General features: G+C 35.2%; 19 protein-coding genes. 18 read left to right on the forward strand and 1 reads right to left on the reverse strand.

The features are described 5' to 3' along the window. Positions 1–124: 124 nt before the first annotated feature. The 9 genes from PATL70BA_RS15225 (at position 125) to PATL70BA_RS15260 (ending at position 6,009) form a co-directional block, all read left to right on the forward strand. Positions 125–1,108, forward strand: a complete 984-nt coding sequence (locus PATL70BA_RS15225) for a serine hydrolase domain-containing protein (RefSeq protein ID WP_125138180.1) — start codon at positions 125–127, stop codon at positions 1,106–1,108. Positions 1,109–1,359: 251 nt separating this feature from the next. Beyond that, a complete protein-coding gene (locus PATL70BA_RS15230; protein ID WP_125138181.1) occupies positions 1,360–2,334 on the forward strand; it encodes a hypothetical protein in 975 nt (324 codons plus the stop codon). Positions 2,335–2,438: 104 nt separating this feature from the next. After that, the gene (locus tag PATL70BA_RS15235; protein WP_172596285.1) at positions 2,439–2,900 is read left to right on the forward strand and encodes a VanZ family protein; all 462 of its coding nucleotides are present in this window, start codon (positions 2,439–2,441) and stop codon (positions 2,898–2,900) included. A 245-nt stretch (positions 2,901–3,145) separates the two neighbouring features. After that, positions 3,146–3,694 carry a GNAT family N-acetyltransferase gene (locus tag PATL70BA_RS15240; RefSeq protein ID WP_125138183.1) on the forward strand — a complete coding sequence of 183 codons (549 nt, stop codon included), beginning with the start codon at positions 3,146–3,148 and terminating at the stop codon, positions 3,692–3,694. Between the two features lie 68 nt (positions 3,695–3,762). Beyond that, positions 3,763–4,338: a GNAT family N-acetyltransferase gene (locus PATL70BA_RS15245; protein WP_125138184.1), complete on the forward strand. Its 576-nt coding sequence runs from the start codon at positions 3,763–3,765 to the stop codon at positions 4,336–4,338. Next, positions 4,335–4,565 carry a DUF2164 domain-containing protein gene (locus PATL70BA_RS15250; protein WP_125138185.1) on the forward strand — a complete coding sequence of 77 codons (231 nt, stop codon included), beginning with the start codon at positions 4,335–4,337 and terminating at the stop codon, positions 4,563–4,565. The genes PATL70BA_RS15245 and PATL70BA_RS15250 overlap by 4 nt, the downstream gene beginning before the upstream one ends. 134 nt (positions 4,566–4,699) lie before the next feature. Then, on the forward strand, positions 4,700–4,867 hold the full coding sequence (locus tag PATL70BA_RS16330; RefSeq protein WP_172596286.1) for a hypothetical protein: 168 nt from the start codon (positions 4,700–4,702) through the stop codon (positions 4,865–4,867). Between the two features lie 60 nt (positions 4,868–4,927). Continuing rightward, positions 4,928–5,401: a CPBP family intramembrane glutamic endopeptidase gene (locus tag PATL70BA_RS15255; RefSeq protein WP_172596287.1), complete on the forward strand. Its 474-nt coding sequence runs from the start codon at positions 4,928–4,930 to the stop codon at positions 5,399–5,401. Between the two features lie 62 nt (positions 5,402–5,463). Beyond that, positions 5,464–6,009, forward strand: coding sequence for an iron-containing alcohol dehydrogenase (locus PATL70BA_RS15260; protein WP_243115931.1), 546 nt, complete (start codon positions 5,464–5,466; stop codon positions 6,007–6,009). Between the two features lie 71 nt (positions 6,010–6,080). On the opposite strand, the gene PATL70BA_RS15265 is transcribed toward PATL70BA_RS15260, so the two are convergent. Beyond that, positions 6,081–6,713: a hypothetical protein gene (locus PATL70BA_RS15265; RefSeq protein WP_125138187.1), complete on the reverse strand. Its 633-nt coding sequence runs from the start codon at positions 6,711–6,713 to the stop codon at positions 6,081–6,083. Positions 6,714–6,987: 274 nt separating this feature from the next. Here PATL70BA_RS15265 and PATL70BA_RS15270 point away from each other — a divergent pair, with 274 nt between their 5' ends. The 9 genes from PATL70BA_RS15270 to hcp all read left to right on the forward strand — a co-directional run bounded on the left by PATL70BA_RS15270 (position 6,988) and on the right by hcp (position 18,233). Next, positions 6,988–9,294, forward strand: a complete 2,307-nt coding sequence (locus PATL70BA_RS15270; protein ID WP_330510053.1) for an ATP-dependent Clp protease ATP-binding subunit — start codon at positions 6,988–6,990, stop codon at positions 9,292–9,294. Positions 9,295–9,563: 269 nt separating this feature from the next. After that, entirely contained in the window at positions 9,564–10,097 is a 534-nt protein-coding gene (locus tag PATL70BA_RS15275) for a lecithin retinol acyltransferase family protein (protein ID WP_125138189.1), read from the forward strand. Positions 10,098–10,251: 154 nt separating this feature from the next. Beyond that, on the forward strand, positions 10,252–11,169 hold the full coding sequence (gnd, locus tag PATL70BA_RS15280; RefSeq protein ID WP_330510362.1) for a phosphogluconate dehydrogenase (NAD(+)-dependent, decarboxylating): 918 nt from the start codon (positions 10,252–10,254) through the stop codon (positions 11,167–11,169). An 8-nt stretch (positions 11,170–11,177) separates the two neighbouring features. Next, positions 11,178–12,623 (forward strand): glucose-6-phosphate dehydrogenase, encoded by a 1,446-nt coding sequence (gene zwf / locus PATL70BA_RS15285; protein ID WP_125138191.1) that lies wholly within the window; start codon positions 11,178–11,180, stop codon positions 12,621–12,623. 13 nt (positions 12,624–12,636) lie between these two features. After that, positions 12,637–13,254, forward strand: a complete 618-nt coding sequence (locus tag PATL70BA_RS15290; protein ID WP_125138192.1) for a cyclase family protein — start codon at positions 12,637–12,639, stop codon at positions 13,252–13,254. A 196-nt stretch (positions 13,255–13,450) separates the two neighbouring features. Further along, positions 13,451–14,695, forward strand: a complete 1,245-nt coding sequence (locus tag PATL70BA_RS15295; RefSeq protein ID WP_125138193.1) for an ABC transporter substrate-binding protein — start codon at positions 13,451–13,453, stop codon at positions 14,693–14,695. Then, the gene (locus PATL70BA_RS15300; protein ID WP_125138194.1) at positions 14,692–15,393 is read left to right on the forward strand and encodes a GTP-binding protein; all 702 of its coding nucleotides are present in this window, start codon (positions 14,692–14,694) and stop codon (positions 15,391–15,393) included. The genes PATL70BA_RS15295 and PATL70BA_RS15300 overlap by 4 nt, the downstream gene beginning before the upstream one ends. Then, positions 15,386–16,408 carry an ATP-binding cassette domain-containing protein gene (locus PATL70BA_RS15305; protein WP_125138195.1) on the forward strand — a complete coding sequence of 341 codons (1,023 nt, stop codon included), beginning with the start codon at positions 15,386–15,388 and terminating at the stop codon, positions 16,406–16,408. Before PATL70BA_RS15300 ends, PATL70BA_RS15305 begins: the two co-directional genes overlap by 8 nt. Before the next feature lie 202 nt (positions 16,409–16,610). Beyond that, the gene (gene hcp, locus PATL70BA_RS15310; RefSeq protein WP_125138196.1) at positions 16,611–18,233 is read left to right on the forward strand and encodes a hydroxylamine reductase; all 1,623 of its coding nucleotides are present in this window, start codon (positions 16,611–16,613) and stop codon (positions 18,231–18,233) included. The last annotated feature ends 3 nt before the right edge of the window (positions 18,234–18,236 follow it).

Genomic DNA, 18,236 nt, shown 5'->3' on the forward strand with positions numbered 1-18,236 from the left:
CATGAGCTCGCCCTGTAAGTAGATTGGCGTCGTCAACTCCAGGACGTTAGGTAAACCATTTTGGCTGAAATTATACTATAAACTCGCCATCCTTGGCGGGACATACAAAGGGAGTTGATATTATATGAATAAAGAAAAATTGCATAGTCTAATTGAAAAAGATCAACCAAACATATGTCAAATCTTTATTTATCAAGAAGGAATTGAAGTATATTCTGACGAATGGAATAATTATAAAAAAGATGATTGTACTCATATAATGTCTGCAACGAAAAGTGTTGTTGCATTATTGATTGGAATAGCAATAGATCAAGGATTAATTCAAAGCGTAGACGATAAAGTGATAGATTATTTTCCCGATTACATTGTTAAACGTGAAGAAAAAACAATTTATGATGTTACCATCAAACATTTATTGACGATGAAAGCGCCTTATAAATGTAAAGGAGATCCATGGACAAAAGTGTGTTCAAGTAACGATTGGACGTTAGTATCATTAGATTTGCTAGGAGGCAGGAAAGGAATCTGTAAGGAATTTAATTATCAGACTGTCTGCTTACACATATTAACAGGTATATTAACTAAAGCAACCAAAATGACCCCAGTTGACTTTGCAAACAAGTATCTATTTAAGCCAATTAGCGTGCATAAACATAAGAATTACTATGCAGCAACAGCTGAAGAGCATAAAGATTTTATAATGAATAAGAAGCCAAAAGAAAATGTTTGGTTTTGTGATCCACAGGATATTGGAACAGCAGGCTATGGTTTGTGTTTTTCAGCAGAAGATATGGCCAAAATAGGTCAGCTTTGCCTGAATAAAGGCTATTATAATGATAAACAAATAGTATCTTCCAAGTGGATTGAAGAAATGACAAAACCACGAATTGTTACAGGGGAAAAATTTGGAAATATGTTATATGGCTATCTTTGGTGGATAATTGATGACGAAAAAAACATTTATGCAGCAATTGGCAATAGTGGAAATGTGATTTATATCGATCCTGAAAACAGTTTAGTGATTTCTATAACTTCTTATTTCAAGCCAACTGTTTTTGATAGGATTGAATTTGTTGAAGAAATTATTAAACCTTATATTTTTAAATAGCCTGCTTTCAGACATCCTTGTCTTCCAGCGCGTTATCAACAAGGACGCCAAAATGGCTTCATCTAACAAGGAATATGAGAAGATATAAGAAACTATTTTTGCTATAAATTCTTGAAATTACATAGAAAATAAAAATATTTGAACAGTAACTTAAGACCAGAGAGTGATTAATAATGTAGCAAAAGCTTAAAAAAATCATTAAGATATTAACAATAATGATTGCTATTATTTATAGATAAAAGGGGGAGAAAATGAAAAGGATTATTACATACGTACTTTATATAACAGGTCTATTATTACTCGTATTTTATGGCAACGCTTACCAGGAGAAAATGCGAATTATATCAAGTCAAGAATCAAACTTTATACCGATTCTACTTGTAAATAGCATCTATTCTATTATTTTCGGAATATACATAGCTTTACCAAATTTTATACAAACAATTTCAAAAACTGGCAAAGTACATATTAATTGGTTGAAAATATTCTTAATAGGAGTCCCTACATTTATCATTAGCGCTTCAGGTGTCTTATTTTACTATTTACGCCCAGTTGAATTAACTTCAATATATTATTGGATATTCTCCAGATTTTCCACAGCGGGTACTTCGTTAATTGCAGTAGTTTTTGGATATACGTTATTAAGTTCGATTGTCAAAGAAGAGAAAGACGAAAGCATGTATGGAAGAAAAAATAATATAGCAAAAATCATTACCTTATCAATACTGGCAATTTTTTTAATTTATATTTCTTTTATAGGCATAATTCACCCACCAAAACTTGTAAATGTTAATGCAACTATAGTAACAGATGATCAAACGCAAGGCTATACAATGGAAGATGGGACTGAAGTTGGACTCGTGATGACTGAAATTATATATACGTTTGAATTTGAAAATCTGCCTACTATTAGAAGAATAGGCGAACCTAATAGTGGCAACATAATTAGGGTTGAACCCAAAGATAGCCTTGAAAAGTTATTAGAAGATGTTATATTTGATCGTCCAGACGGAGCAGGATTTAGTTCGAGCGGAAATATAACAGAAGTTAGTTTTAATTATACTATTGGGTCTATCGATCCTAGAGGCAATCATCCAAATAAATACCCACCATCTCAAGAAATGCTTAATAAGATAAGAGATTCTCTATATGATGCTGAATTAGTTTTTGAGCTTGAAGGAAAAAAGACAAAACGATATAATTTAGTAGATTATAAGAATGAATAACAACGACATTGTAAAGCCTAGGAACGTTATCTGGCATAATAGCAATTATTAATTATATTATACGTTTGATGTTTCCAGATCCAATAGAAGCGGGGAGAAGGATTATGCAGCATCGCAAGATGGATAGATCAAAAAGTTTAAAGGTTTTTCTTTTGATGATGTATCTGGCTTTTATAAGTTATTTTGGATTCATTTCTAAGATTGCAGGTAGAACTCAGTTACATAAAAATAAATTAAACCTTATACCTTTCAATACAGTTTTGCAATATTTTTCGTTTTCAGACATGTCTGATTTGCTTAATTTTGTAATCAATATCTTTGGTAATTTAATTGTTTTTATGCCAGTTGGCATGTTTATACCGGTATTTTTTGGTAACAGAATATGGTCAAGTAGAATTTCATATGTCTTAATAATTGGATTTCTCTTCAGTTTAGGTGTTGAATCGACTCAATTAATCATGTCAGTGGGCGTGTTTGACGTGGATGATTTGCTACTTAACACAGTGGGTGCATTAATTGGATGGTATCTATATAGACACATATGGAAAGTAGGCAACAATTGTTAAGTTGAAATCAATTTACTAATAACAATTTTCCAATAATTCTCATAATACCAGGTACTTATGGATAATATAAGTTGCTGATTAACAGGTTATATATTAGACTGTCAAACAAGAAAAGATAATGCAAAGCCTTGAGGTATAGGATTTTACTAAGTATTGAACAGCCTCTGTAGGTTGACATCACATAACAACATGTTGTAGTTACTCACAAGTATGAGATAAATATGAATTTGTAAGGGTGATTGAATATGATTGAAATCAAAAGGATTACTGAAATTACTAAGAATGATATTAATATTCCCAATGAACCATTTACCTTGTGGGGAAAAATGATACCAACCTACGATGGTGATGAATGGGCTTACTCAATCGAGAAATTTGAGGAAAGTAAAATCAGCGAGATGGTATTTCCCGATGAAAACTATGATTTTGATGCACTAAATAAAGATTGCTTCTTTATAGGAGCTTATAATGAGTTCGGAAAGTGTGTAGGACTTGCTATTTATAGGCATGATTGGCTTAAATATTTGTATCTTGATGATTTAAAAGTATGTAAGGAGTATCGAGGCCATGGAATAGGTAAGCTTTTACTAGATGAAGGTAAGAAAATGGCAGCCGATAACGGTTATCGAGGGATTTATACAATCGTTCAAGACAATAATCTTTCTGCGTGTTTATTCTATATTAAATCCGGATTTATTGTAGGTGGATTTAACACACACCAATATATAGGTACCAATCAAGCCGATAAAAGTAATATTTATTTATATTTAGATGGCCAAAATTCGTTTACCTAAATACATCAACTTAAAGATAGATTTGCTTGGTGTAAAAATCAACATAAAGGATAAAGGTAGTAGAAGATATGGATAACGTAATAGTAAGGCGACCAAACATTGAAGATATAGACAGGCTCATTAAGCTGTTTGAGATTGTAATTCAAGATACTTTTAGAAAAAATAATCTTGGATATTTAGTCGAGATGATTGAGGAAGAGATTGAGTCAAAGATAAAGTATCTAGAACAAGATTTTGAAAGTGACGGAAAAGAAAGATATTTTCTGATTGCTGAAATTGATAGTAAGATCATTGGGACAATTGAATATGGAGCATCTAGTGAGTTAATAGAGATGTGTACCGATGGAGAAATAAAGGACATGATTGAGCTAGGAACAATATTTGTTCTCCCGGAATATCAAGGGAATGGGATTGGTAATTTATTGATTAATAAAATTGAAAATGAATTAAATAAGAACGGAATTGATGAAATCTGCCTTGATAGTGGGTATAAAACAGCACAAAAGACATGGACGAAAAAGTTTGGGAAAGCGCAGTATCAGTTGAAGGATTATTGGCTTAAGGATAATGATCATATGATATGGAAGGTGAACATCAGTGAGGAAGTAGATTTAGTTAACCTTGATTTGGAGGAAAATACATGAATAATCAAATTAAATTATCAAAAGAAAAACGTGAAGATATGATTGCGTTAATTAAAGCATATTTTTTGAAAGAAAGAGACGAAGAACTTGGAGATTTGGCATCTGGTTTTTTCTTGGATTTCATTACCGAGAACTTGGCAGCAGACTTTTATAATCAAGGCGTTTGGGATGCTTATACTTATATGAATGTAAAAATCGAAGATTTGTTAGAAATACAGAAGTATTAGCATCGGTGGGGTTCAGTATCTAATGTTAATATTACAGAATGCTTATAGATTGCAAAGAAGCTATCAAGTTCATTCTTATTACACCGAGAGGTGAGAAAAAGTAAATAATTGAGATACATCAAAGGAGACTCGAAGTGAAAACAATAAAGGCTTTTTTGGCGATTGATGAAAAATATAAATCAGAAGTCAATAATTATGGAAGCGTCGATGGAATTTATTCAGTTGTTAGCTATGTATTAGTTATGGTGCTTTATTATGTAATGGGTGTGGTATATGCAGAGCATAATCTTTATTTGGGCTAACAAATTAATTTGTTACTAGCCATAGTATGCATGACTTTTGTATTTTCTAGAAGGCAAACAATGGAATCTATTGGGTTTGGGAAACGGAACCTTATTAAATCAATAATATTGAGTACGATCCTATCAACAATTATTGTTTTAATTAATCTCATTCCAGGTCTTATGAGTGGAAGACAGTTTCAATCATTATCAAGATTAGGTTCTCAATTTTTATATTACTTTGTTATTATTGCACTTGTAGAAGAAATTGTTTTTAGAGGTTTTATTCAAACAAGAATTTATGGAATGATCAAGAAACCAGTGGTGGCTATTTTATTGACATCATTTATGTTTATGTCAATGCATATTCCTTTTCAGATGGGCGCAGCACATATGGATTTTTTTACATATATTTCGAACAATTTTGTGACGCTTATTTTTACATTTGGATGGCATATTATATTTAACTACTTGTATGCAAAGTATAACTCAATAGCTGCACCGACGATTTTCCACGCTTTTATGGATTGGAGTAATTATTTATTTATAAGGTAGTTGTTATTTTCTAGCTGGTGGTGATAAATTGATGACCATTTGTCATTTTGGAGGATTAATATATGATGTTTGCAGATGTAGAAATAAAGTTGAAGAAGAAGAATAAAATATTATTTTCTCGTGACAGTGACTGTTTACAAGCGTTGATACAACTCATTCAAAAACAAAATCATAGAACCCTAGTCTTGTGGGCATTGGATTGTGCTAGATTACCTTTGGAACAATTTGAAGCTAAGTATTCGGATGAACCTAGACCCAGAACCTGTTTGAAGCTTTGTGATGCGTGGGCAAGAGGCAAAATCAAAATGCCCATTGCAAAACAAGCCATCTTAGATTCTCATGCAGTGGAAAAAGAGATCAATGACAGCGTATATGGTGCATTGTGTCATGCAATCGGTCATGCCGGAGCCACAGTTCATGTAGAAACACATGCATTAGGGTTACCTTTTTATGAATTGACGGCAATAGTATTAGAATACGGAATTGACTACTTTGCAAAACCAGTCAGCGAAAAGATAGACTATTATTATCAAAGGCTATTGTATTGGCAAGAAAACACAGAAAAAGTTGAACGTGATTGGGCAAAATTCTTATTAAACGACTCTTAGCCTAACAAAAAAAAGCAACTTCAAAAAGTTGCTTTTTTATAAGTATAAAAGTTATATTAATGAATGAATAATTAAGCTTCTTCACCATCACGCCAAGCTTCGAATTTTTTTATGGTTAGATCTAAAGTCTCTTTGCTGAGAGCAGGAAGTTCGCTGCCCCATATGGCTTCAGCTTCTTCATACCCGGCTTTTACAGCATCAAGTAACATGTCTGCTTTGGCTGGGTCACCACCGGATAGAGCTTTGGCGAATTCTAGGAAACGATCTGAAGTGGCTTTTGCGCCCCAATAGCCATCTTCTGCCACATCAACCTTTGCTTTTTCAATAGCTTCTGGTGTGATTTCTATTCCAAGTTCAAGGGCAAAATCATCTTCAGTTGACTCACCGTTAATAAGTCTTTGCAAATAGCCTCTAAGTCCACCAAGTTGCTTGAGTGCGCCGCCTTTTACAGTGTCTCTAAAGAGGTCAATCAGTCTTTGATCTGTTTCTTCCTTCATGGCACGTACTTTATCCATATCCGGTTTATAATTAGCTTTAGCAGTGGCATCACTGGTTGTATAGTCAACTGCTTTTGTTTCAGCCTTGTCTTGTGATTTTACTTTTTCATCGACGGATTCACCTGTTCTGTTTTGTCTATTGTTTTTGTTTAATTCTGTTAAGTCTCTGTTATTTAGTGGGTTATTGATATTACCTATAGTACTCATGAGCTTTCCTCCTTGAAATATGCTACCTATCCGTAGGTTTAATAGTCATCTCCTAGTGTATATCGACATAAAAGCATAAAGAATTAATGGTTGAATGGGGTTGAATATAAAGCCTAATCAAATTTGAATAAATTATGAATAATCTATTAGAAGTTTATTATAAAAGCTTCATTATATGGACTTATGTAGGTAGGTGTGATAAGTTAATACTACAATGATAATGAAATTAAAACAATAAGACGATGGATATAGATAGAATTTGGAGTTGATGAATATGAAATGTTCAATGTGCCATGTGAACACAGCAATTGTATTTGTAACAAAAATGGAAAATGGTATAGCAAAGCGAGAGGGTCTATGTATTCCGTGTGCTCAAAAGCAAGGCTTAGCACCACTAGATGCAATACTACAACAAACAGGTATGTCGCAAGAAGAATTTGATAATATCAGTGAACAAATGACAGATATTTTTGAAGATGTGGATATGGACCAGCTAACGGAGAACTTCACAAAACCGGATGAGCATGGTAAGAATCATATATCTAATTTATTTAATTCGGCTTTTGCGAAGAACAATAAAGACGAGGATATGACTTTTAAACAAGCAGAACAGGAAACACAAGATGGAACGGTTAAAACTAAGGTTAAAAAATCAAATTCTCCAAAAAGAAAAAACCTTGATGCTTATGGTATTAATCTAAATGAAAAAGCGCTTAACAATGAAGTAGATCGAATTATTGGACGCCATAGAGAAATCGACAGAGTGATTCAAATATTGAACCGTAGAACGAAGAACAACCCAGTGCTTATTGGCGAGCCGGGTGTTGGTAAGACGGCTATTGCAGAAGGTTTAGCTGTTAGGATCGTGCAAGGGCAGGTGCCAACGAAGCTATTAAATGTGGAGGTCTATCTACTGGATCTGACATCAGTTGTAGCAGGGACACAGTTTAGAGGTCAGTTTGAGACACGTATGAAAGCGATACTTAAGGAAGCAACCTCAGAAGGCAATATTATATTGGTAATTGATGAGGTTCATAGTATTGTGGGTGCAGGTGAAGCAGAAGGTGGCACAATGAATGCTGCCAATATATTAAAGCCGGCTCTAGCTAAAGGTGAGGTTCAGATTGTTGGTGCAACCACCCTTGAGGAATACCGAAAACATATTGAAAAAGACTCTGCTCTTGAAAGACGTTTTCAACCGGTTATAGTGGATGAACCATCCATTGAGGATTCCATTGAAATCATAAAAGGTATTAAAGATTACTATGAAGATTATCATAAAGTACACATATCCGACGAAGTTATTGTTAAGGCGGTTATGATGTCAGAACGGTATATTAGTGATCGATTTTTACCGGACAAGGCTATTGATGTTATTGATGAAGCCGGCTCGAGAGCCAATCTTCTAAATGAAGGCTTGGTAGAATTAGAAGCCTTAAAAAATGAGTTACAAAAGATTGTGATCGACAAGGAAGATGCTGCTGCCAATGATGATTATGAGAGGGCAGCGGATTGCAAGGTCGAAGAACTAAGACTTAATGATAAGATTGCAAAAATAGAAAAAGAATGTAAAAATGTTGCTATTACAGAGGAAGATATTGCTTATGTAATAGAAGCATGGACGAAGATTCCAGTTCAATCCATAGCAGAAGATGAGGCCTATAAGCTTATTAATCTTGAGGAACGTCTTCATAGAAGAATTGTTGGTCAAGAGGATGCGGTCAGAAAACTCTCAAGAGCAACGAGAAGAAGCCGTTCCGGATTCAGTCGAAGGAAGAAACCATCATCTTTTGTATTTGTTGGTCCGACTGGCGTTGGTAAGACGGAGTTATCTAAGGCACTTGCAAGCGAACTCTTTGGTAATGAAGAGGCACTCATTCGATTTGATATGTCTGAGTTTATGGAAAAACATACGGTCTCCAAATTAATTGGTGCACCTCCAGGTTATGTGGGCTATGATCAGGCCGGTCAGTTGACCGAAAAAGTACGCCGCCGTCCTTACTCTGTATTATTACTGGATGAGATAGAAAAAGCGCATACAGATGTCTTTAATCTCTTACTTCAAATACTTGAAGATGGACGGTTAACTGATGGTCAGGGACGCACAGTGAATTTTGAAAATACGGTCATTATAATGACTTCAAATGCAGGAACAAGCCACAAAAATAATGGTATTGGTTTTGGTAATGGAAGTTATGCATCCTTAGAACAAACTACCAAAGATGCTTTAAAAGAAGTGTTTAAACCGGAATTTCTTAATAGAATCGATGAAACCATCGTATTTACAGAACTGAGTAAAAACGAGCTGAAAGATATTATTGAACTGATGCTAAAAGATGTATTTAACACAGCTAAAGACAAGCTTATGACTCTTAATGTAACGGATGAAGTTAAAGCATTCATCTTTGATAACGGTTATGACCCCAAATTTGGTGCGAGACCTTTAAGAAGAGCCATTCAGAAGTACGTTGAAGACGAGTTAGCAGAATGCTATATTAAAGGTCATATAAAAGAAGGTGACCATATTGAAGTCTATATGGATGCGGATGGTCCAAGGGTAAGGGTTCAAAACCCAAGCTAGCAGGAATATATTTCTCAAATCATATCTAGGCGGTATAACATAAGAATAAGTATAACTCAAAGAAGGATTAATATCTCACCCAAGGTGGGAATTGTTCCTTCTTTTTTTAGGCATGTTTAGGTAAAAACAGGGAAAATATGTTAATCAAATATTAAATTTTACATTTTTTATTGACATAATGCACAAAAGCATATACTATTTATTATAGTGTTAATATTAGGTGGAGACTGTTTTGCCAAAGAATTAGATATTGACAATGGGAGGCTACAATGTTTGGAGACATTATTTATGTTGAGAGAAAGCCCATACTACTTGGGTCAACTAAAGTACGTGAAAATGAAGACTCTAAATGGATTGATAAGCTGATATTTAGAACGATGAGTTATCGACATTTTGGTGTAGAAGTTGAGAACAATTGCGTCATACATTTTCATGCCAATAGCTTTCATATGAGAAAACACGCTGAAATCAAAAAAGTAACCATGGAGACATTCTTATTAGGTGGAGAAAAAGTAGTCTTACACCATATAAAAGATAGCTATACAAGAGAACTAATCGTATCAAGGGCTTATAGTGCATTAGGAAAAAGAGAAGAGTGTTATAGCATTAATAAGAATAATTGCGAGCACTTTGTATATTGGTGTGCAACAGGCAATCCATATTCAACACAAACTTATTTTATTAATAAGGGACAAGATGTTTGGATGCTTAGAAAAAAAGTGGTACCATTTACCGTTAAGACAAAAAATAGAACATTACGACTCAGTATGGATATTTATAAAAGAATTCTAAGAAGAGCATAAGATATATTAAAAGTTATTACATTTGTAATAGCTTTTTTTATTCTCCAAGAAATATGGACTTGATAGAAATTATCATTTACAAAGATAAAACCTGTGATATACTATTAATAAAGTTTAAGAGTTGCAAGATCAAATAAAACAAAAAGTACTCAACGTGTCAAGAAGGAGGTCATATATGAAAATCGGATTAATAGGACTTGGGAAAATGGGTTATAATTTAGCCCTTAACATGCGTGACAAAGGACTAGATATAGGTGTTTATAATCGTAGTAAGGAACCGCGAGAAGAAATAAAAAACGAAGGTGTTCAAACTTTTGATACAATTGAAAGCTTGGTCGACGCTTTGGAATCTCCCAAAGTGGTTTGGATTATGGTTACGGCCGGTCCCGCTACAGAGGCCATCATTGAGCAGGTTACACCATTATTATCACCAGGGGACATCATTGTCGATGGCGGTAACTCAAGGTTTTCTGATACCCTTAGAAGAGGTGATGCACTTGAAGAAAAGGGTATATATTTTGTAGATGCCGGTACATCAGGTGGAACGGATGGGGCGAGATACGGTGCTTGTATGATGGTTGGTGGTGACGAAAAAGCCATTGCAGTTTTAGAGCCCTATTTTAAAGTCCTCAATGTTGAAGAAGGTTATCTGCACTGTGGGAAACGAGGATCCGGACATTATGTTAAGATGGTACATAATGGCATTGAATATGGTATGATGCAAGCCGTTGGTGAAGGACTTGAGATTATTAGAAGGTCAGAGTTTGATGTAGATTTTGAAAAAGTTGCCAATGTATGGAACCATGGGTCTATTATCGCAGGGTATCTCATGCAAATGACGAAACAGGCTTTTGAAAATAATGGCATGTTAGAAGACATCATCCCACGTATTGATGCTTTAGGAGAAGGCCAATGGACAGTGGAAGAAGCAATAAGACTTGGTGTGTCTGCACCGGTCATTACTCAGTCTTTGTTTATTAGAAACGCTTCCAAAGATGAGGGCAAATTCTCAGATCGTGTGGTTGCGGCACTCAGAAATGAATTTGGTGGTCACGCATTACACAAAAGGTAGGTGAATGTATGGAGAATCAAAAGGTAATATTTACTATATTTGGTGGGACAGGTGATTTAACTTATTACAAACTGATCCCTGCTTTTTATCAATTGTTTTTAGGTGGTCGTATATTAGATGATATGACCATCATTGTACTTGGCAGAAAGAATAAAGATTCAGCATCTTATAGAGAAGAAGTTAAAGAAGTTTTAATGAAGAAAGTATCCAATTATAATGAAAATGTATTTGTAGCCTTTAGTTCTAAGTTACATTATTATGAAATGAATTTTGAAAAAGCTGAAGAATATGAGGGATTAAATACCTTTATAGACAGTAAAGATTGCCATAATCGCATTTTCTACTATGCTACAGCACCTACTTTTTTCCCATTTATATCGGAGCAACTTAAGGATAAGAAGCTTTTAGATGTGAAAGGTTATGCAAGAGCCGTTTTTGAAAAACCCTTTGGTTATGATCTAGAATCAGCTGAAAAAATCAACGCAACTGTATCAAAGATTTTCGGAGAGGATCATATATTTAGAATTGATCATTATCTTGGCAAAGAAATGATTCAAAACATTAACACCGTTCGATTTTCCAATCAAATCTTTAGTGCTATCTGGAACAAGGACTCCATTGACAATATTCAGATAACAGTAAAGGAAAAAGACGGTGTAAAAGATAGAGGTGGCTACTATGACAAAGCAGGCGCACTAAGAGACATGGTGCAGAACCACCTAATACAGATTCTAGCGCTCGTAGCTATGGAACCTCCAAAAAACTTTAATAATAACAGTGCTAAGGAAGAAAAAGTCAAAGTTATTCAGAATCTGAGCATTCAATCGGAGTTGGAAAGCCATACTAATCTTATATTCGGTCAATACGAAGGATATAGAGATGAAGTCAAGGTAGACCCAGACTCTAATACAGAAACTTTTGTCGCCATGAAATGCTTTGTAAACAGCAAGCGATGGGAAGGGGTTCCTTTTTATTTAAAGACAGGCAAAGCACTAGATGAAAGTATAGCAAAAATTGTGATTGAGTTTAAAACGGATGGGTCAAGTACACCAACCAATACTGAAAAAATACCTAATTTGCTTGTTATAAAAATACAACCGGAAGAAGGCGTGTATATACGCATCAATACAAAAGAACCTCGAAGTGAAAGTAAATTAATGTCCGTCAATCTAAGTTATTGCCAATCCTGTGATATTTTTTACAAATCACCGGATGCCTATGAACGTTTACTGCTTGACATCTTAAATGGTGATACAGCTATGTTTACTGGATGGGAAGAAGTAAAAAGTGCATGGGAACTCATTTCGGAAGTCGTAAAAAAATGTCCGGACAAATCAAAATATCTGGATACCTATTCTAAGGGTTCAGATGGCCCGATCTCATCTCATGATATGCTAAAAAGAGATGGTCGACATTGGTGGCGTGTAGATGATATGAATAATAATTTTGAATAAGATTGGAGATAATATGAAAATATATGATATATCCATGACCATTGAACCGGATATCATGGTTTATAAGAATTATGAAAGCAAAAAACCGATCTTTAGCAATGCGTCTAACTTCGATACAGGTAGTCATTATGAAACAGACTTAAAAATGAACCTGCATACGGGCACTCATATAGATGCACCACTACATATGATTAAAGACGGGCTTACTATGGAACATTTTGATCTGAACCGCTTTATCACGAAAGTCAGAGTTCTTGATATGACCCATGTGTCAGGTATGATATCGACGCAGGATTTGAAAGAAAAGGAAGTTATAAAAGGTGAATTTTTACTATTTAAGACGAAAAATTCATTTGAAGACCATTTTAGCAATCAATTTATATCCTTGTCAGAAGAAGGCGCCACTTATTTAGCTGAACTGGGTATACTTGGTGTAGGAACAGATGGTTTGGGTATTGAGCGGGATCAACCAGACCATGGCACCCATAAAAGACTTTTTAATGCAGATATTATGATTATTGAGGGTCTTAGATTAAAGGATATTGAAGAAGGTATATTTGATATGATAGCTTTGCCCCTAAAAATTGCAGATGTTGAGGCATCGCCTGCAAGAGTAGTCTTAATGAAGTAAGTCAGAGTGTAAGAATCAATACTAAGCATCAGTTCACAATATTCTTTGTGAATCTGATGCTTTATTAATGAGTAACGATTAACTTGCTCGGGCAGTGGTAACGGATGTTACGGACGGAAGAGGCAACTTGCTTTATAATCATGGTTAAAGAGTCGAAATCATAGATATACTATAATAAAGAAAGAAGGCGTTATATATGAATGCTTATTTTGACATAAAAGATACAGTCTATAACATAACCCATAAATACGAAGAAGCCATAGCTCTACTTGTTGCTGTTGGTATAGATCAGATGAAGGATCTTGCCCAAAGAGAGACCATAGGAAAAACCATTAGCCTTGAGATGGTATTACAACTTAAGGAAGTCGATATCAAAACCTTTGAGGAACGATTGGTTGAAGCGATAGAAGAAAATACTAAAGGTGTTGATCAAGGCTTACGTAGAAAAGAGAAAAAAGAAAATCCTATGATTAAAGTTGAAGGTGTTTTGCCTTGTCCTGTAAAAATACCCTTAATAGAAGGATTTGAAAACTGGCTACAAACCCAAGATGAACAATGGGTTCATGACCTAGATTATAACTTTAAGGCGGCATCAATGGGTGTTGATTGGCTTAAGGGAACGTTAGAAGCATCCACATCTATCGATACAATATCAGATTTATTTATTTCTGCTGGGTTTGACTTATTTTTTGATCGACAATTAATGGGCAAATATAGGGCACAAAATGCCTTTAAGGATTATGCACCAATAAAGGCATATCATCAAGATTTTAATCATGAAGGACTACAGCTAAAAGATCCAGCAGGCCACTACGCCATGCTTGGCGTTGTACCGGCTATATTTCTAGTGAATACATCAGAATTAGGAACAAGAAAAGTACCAACTTCATGGAAAGAATTGCTAGAACCGGAATATGAGAACTCAGTGTCTTTACCTATAGGTGATTTTGATTTATTCAATGCGATACTCTTAAACATATACAAGAACTATGGTGAAACAGGTATTCAAAAACTTGGTAAATCTTTATTAAAAAGCATGCATCCATCAGAAATGGTAAAATCTCATATTAAAAAATCGAACCGGCCGGCTATTACGATTATGCCTTATTTTTTCACGAAGATGACAAAAGCAGGTGGACCGATGGAAGCTGTATGGCCAAGAGATGGTGCAATTATCAGTCCGATTTTTATGTTATCAAAAGCAAGTAAACAAAAAGAGCTTCAACCGATTATTGACTTCTTTACATCTAAAGACGTAGGAGAGATTCTCTCACATCAAGGTCGGTTTCCAAGTGTTCACCCTGAGGTTGATAATATGGTTCCAAAGACTAACCCATATATGTGGCTGGGTTGGGATTTTATTAATAATAATGACATCGGTCAACTCATCAAAAAACTCGAAGAGCTATTTGATAACAGTAGTGGTAGGAGGCAAAAATGAATCTAGTAACCATATCAGGCCCACCATCATCAGGTAAGACATCGATTATATTAAAAACAATTCAAGCGGTTCAAAACAGGGGGCTAAAAGTAGGCGTGGTAAAATTTGACTGTCTCTATACCGATGATGATCTACTCTATGAAAAGGCAGGCGTTCCGGTAAAAAAAGGCCTATCTGGAGCCTTGTGTCCGGATCATTTCTTTGTCAGTAATATTGAAGAAGTCGTGCAATGGGGTAGAAAACAGGACCTAGAGCTACTAATCACTGAAAGTGCAGGTCTTTGCAATCGTTGTTCCCCTTATATTAAGGAAATTCAAGCGATTTGTGTTATTGATAATTTGAGTGGCATTAATACACCAAAAAAAATAGGACCAATGTTAAAATCAGCGGATATAGTCGTGATTACAAAAGGGGATATCGTTTCTCAAGCAGAACGTGAAGTATTTGCCTCAAAAGTAAGTTCAGTAAACCCACAAGCCATTGTTATGCATATCAATGGTTTGACCGGCCAAGGTGCATATGAGCTTAGTACGCTTTTATATGATGAAAAAGAAGATGTGCTTACAGTTAAAGGTAAGGAATTGAAGTTTTCCATGCCTTCAGCTTTATGCTCTTACTGTCTAGGAGAAACACGGATAGGCGATGACTATCAAATGGGTAACGTAAGAAAAATGGAATTGGGTGAAAAAAATGATTGATGGTAAAATACTTAAGAATATGACTTTTGATGATCTATTGCTTCGATACCCTTTTGTAACCACGTATTTTGATAATAATAAGTTGGATGTTGAAGGTTATGGTACGATGACCTTTGATGATTACTTAGGACAGTTTGATGAAGATTACGTAGAAACATGGGCAATGGACAAAGAGAAAATTAAAGAAGACCTTTTGGCATATATTCTTCAAATGCTTAGTTTTTTAGGATTAAAAGATGAACAATCGGTTGGTTCAATCACCATTTTACCCGGACAAGATAAATCCGGACATAAAGAAGCATTTGAAGCCATCACCATAAAAAGTGGGGATATTGTTTCAATTGTCGGGCCGACCGGTTCCGGAAAAAGCAGATTACTAGCAGATATTGAGTGGACGGCCAATTTTGATACACCTACAAAAAGAGGTGTTTTGATTAACGGTGCAGTGGCAGATACCAAATGGCGGTTTTCTTCAAGCAATAAATTGGTAGCACAATTGTCACAAAATATGAATTTTGTCATGGATTTAACGGTAGAGGAATTCCTAGAACTTCATGCAAAAAGCCGTATGGTTGAAAATGTGGATCAAGTCATTAACACCATATTGGAATCTGCCAATCAGTTAGCTGGTGAGCAATTTATGAGAACAACACCAGTAACAGCACTCAGTGGCGGCCAGTCAAGGGCATTAATGATTGCAGATACAGCCATACTTAGTACGTCGCCGATTGTTTTGATTGATGAAATCGAAAATGCAGGTATTGACCGAAAAAAGGCGCTAAAACTACTGGTAAGCAGTGAGAAAATCGTTCTCATTGCGACCCATGATCCAACATTAGCATTAATGGCGGATCAAAGAATTATAATAAAAAATGGTGGTATTCACAAAATCATTTCAACGGATGATGAAGAAAAAATGATCCTATCAGAGCTTGAAAAGCTTGATAAGATTGTTGGGAATCTTAGGCATAATCTTAGATTGGGCAATCGAATTGATCAATCCATGTTTGTCTAGATAGACACATAAATGACAAAGAAGAAGTTTATACTATTTCATGTGGGCTTGTCTGCTTATGTATTGGTCGGTAACATAAGATACCGATTAATTTCTTTAAGTAGGTTATAATTTTATCATAGTTAATCATGATAGATTAGCGAATCAGCCGGTTTAGAGAGAATAATCGGCAATAATAAATCAATTATATGGAGGTATTCTAATGAGTATGTTTTGTTATCAATGTCAAGAAGCAGCAAAAGGAACCGGATGTGATGTTATAGGGGTTTGTGGTAAAGATGAAGAAGTATCGAATCTCCAGGACCTTCTAATTTATTCTACAAAAGGCATTGCAGATATTGTTGTAAAAGGTGGACTCGATATTGCAAGCCTTGGAAAGACCAATGAGATTGTACTGGATAGTTTGTTTAAGACCATCACCAACGCAAACTTTGATCCGGAAGCGATACGTGCACAAATCAGACAAAACCTAGAAATTAGAGATGATCTAAGAAATGTTGTTGAAGCGGAATTTCATGATGCAGCAACTTTTACAGTGTCAACAGATGCATCCATGGATGCCAAAGCAGTTTCAGTTGGTGTTTTAGCGACTGAGAATGAAGATGTTAGATCACTTAGAGAATTAATAACTTATGGTTTAAAAGGATATGCAGCTTATGCGCAACATGCTTTAAATCTCGGCAAAGAAGATACTGATCTTTATGCATTTACATATGAAGCTTTAGCAGCTACCCTTGATGATGCTTTAACAGCAGATGATCTTGTAGCACTTACAATCAAAACGGGAGAATATGGCGTGAAGGCAATGGCCCTTCTTGACGCGGCCAATACAACGGCTTACGGCAATCCTGAACTATCCAAAGTTAATATTGGTGTTAGAAATAACCCTGCAATCTTGATTTCCGGTCATGATTTAAATGATATGGAAATGCTACTTGAACAAACCAAAGGTACTGGTGTTGATGTATATACCCATAGTGAGATGCTGCCAGCTAACTATTATCCAAAGTTCAAAGCATATGAGAACTTAGTGGGAAATTATGGAAATGCTTGGTGGAAACAAAAGGAAGAGTTTGCATCATTTAATGGTCCAATCTTATTCACAACCAACTGTATCGTACCGCCAAAAGGTGAGACAGTTAAGCGTATCTTTACAACTGGTGCTGCAGGATTCCCAGGATCTACACATATACAAGCGGATGAAAACGGCCAAAAAGACTTTTCACAAATTATTGAAATGGCAAAAACACTACCATCACCTACAGAAATAGAAACAGGAGAAATCGTGGGTGGGTTCGCTCATGCACAAGTATTCGCCCTTGCAGATAAAGTTGTAGATGCTGTTAAATCAGGTGCTATTAAGAAATTCTTTGTTATGGCAGGTTGTGACGGCCGTATGAAGGATCGTGACTACTATACAGAGTTTGCAAAAGAGCTACCTAAAGACACAGTAATTCTTACAGCAGGTTGTGCAAAATATAGATACAATAAACTTCCACTAGGTGATATCGGTGGTATACCAAGAGTATTAGATGCCGGTCAATGTAACGACTCATACTCACTTGCGGTTATTGCATTAAAGCTCAAAGAGATTTTTGAACTTAACGATATCAATGAATTACCTATTGCTTATAATATTGCATGGTATGAACAAAAAGCAGTTATTGTTTTATTGGCACTCCTATCACTCGGTGTCAAAAACATTCACTTAGGTCCAACTTTACCAGCCTTTTTATCACCTAATGTTGCAAAAGTCCTTATTGATACATTTGGTATAGCAGGAATTGGAACTGTAGATGAAGATATCAAATTATTTATGGCATAAGTT

Origin of the sequence: Petrocella atlantisensis (assembly GCF_900538275.1) — a bacterium.
GTDB classification, from domain to species: Bacteria; Bacillota; Clostridia; order Lachnospirales; family Vallitaleaceae; genus Petrocella; species Petrocella atlantisensis.

Coding starts and splice junctions, on each gene's coding strand:
- PATL70BA_RS15230 (WP_125138181.1), top strand. CDS start 1,360: ATGAAAAGGATTATTACATACGTACTTTATATAACAGGTCTATTATTA.
- PATL70BA_RS15290 (WP_125138192.1), top strand. CDS start 12,637: ATGAAAATATATGATATATCCATGACCATTGAACCGGATATCATGGTT.
- PATL70BA_RS15270 (WP_330510053.1), top strand. CDS start 6,988: ATGAAATGTTCAATGTGCCATGTGAACACAGCAATTGTATTTGTAACA.
- PATL70BA_RS15245 (WP_125138184.1), top strand. CDS start 3,763: ATGGATAACGTAATAGTAAGGCGACCAAACATTGAAGATATAGACAGG.
- PATL70BA_RS15255 (WP_172596287.1), top strand. CDS start 4,928: ATGGAATCTATTGGGTTTGGGAAACGGAACCTTATTAAATCAATAATA.
- PATL70BA_RS15240 (WP_125138183.1), top strand. CDS start 3,146: ATGATTGAAATCAAAAGGATTACTGAAATTACTAAGAATGATATTAAT.
- hcp (WP_125138196.1), top strand. CDS start 16,611: ATGAGTATGTTTTGTTATCAATGTCAAGAAGCAGCAAAAGGAACCGGA.
- PATL70BA_RS15225 (WP_125138180.1), top strand. CDS start 125: ATGAATAAAGAAAAATTGCATAGTCTAATTGAAAAAGATCAACCAAAC.
- PATL70BA_RS15265 (WP_125138187.1), bottom strand. CDS start 6,713: ATGAGTACTATAGGTAATATCAATAACCCACTAAATAACAGAGACTTA.
- PATL70BA_RS15260 (WP_243115931.1), top strand. CDS start 5,464: ATGATGTTTGCAGATGTAGAAATAAAGTTGAAGAAGAAGAATAAAATA.
- PATL70BA_RS15275 (WP_125138189.1), top strand. CDS start 9,564: ATGTTTGGAGACATTATTTATGTTGAGAGAAAGCCCATACTACTTGGG.
- PATL70BA_RS15300 (WP_125138194.1), top strand. CDS start 14,692: ATGAATCTAGTAACCATATCAGGCCCACCATCATCAGGTAAGACATCG.
- PATL70BA_RS15295 (WP_125138193.1), top strand. CDS start 13,451: ATGAATGCTTATTTTGACATAAAAGATACAGTCTATAACATAACCCAT.
- zwf (WP_125138191.1), top strand. CDS start 11,178: ATGGAGAATCAAAAGGTAATATTTACTATATTTGGTGGGACAGGTGAT.
- PATL70BA_RS15235 (WP_172596285.1), top strand. CDS start 2,439: ATGCAGCATCGCAAGATGGATAGATCAAAAAGTTTAAAGGTTTTTCTT.
- PATL70BA_RS15250 (WP_125138185.1), top strand. CDS start 4,335: ATGAATAATCAAATTAAATTATCAAAAGAAAAACGTGAAGATATGATT.
- PATL70BA_RS15305 (WP_125138195.1), top strand. CDS start 15,386: ATGATTGATGGTAAAATACTTAAGAATATGACTTTTGATGATCTATTG.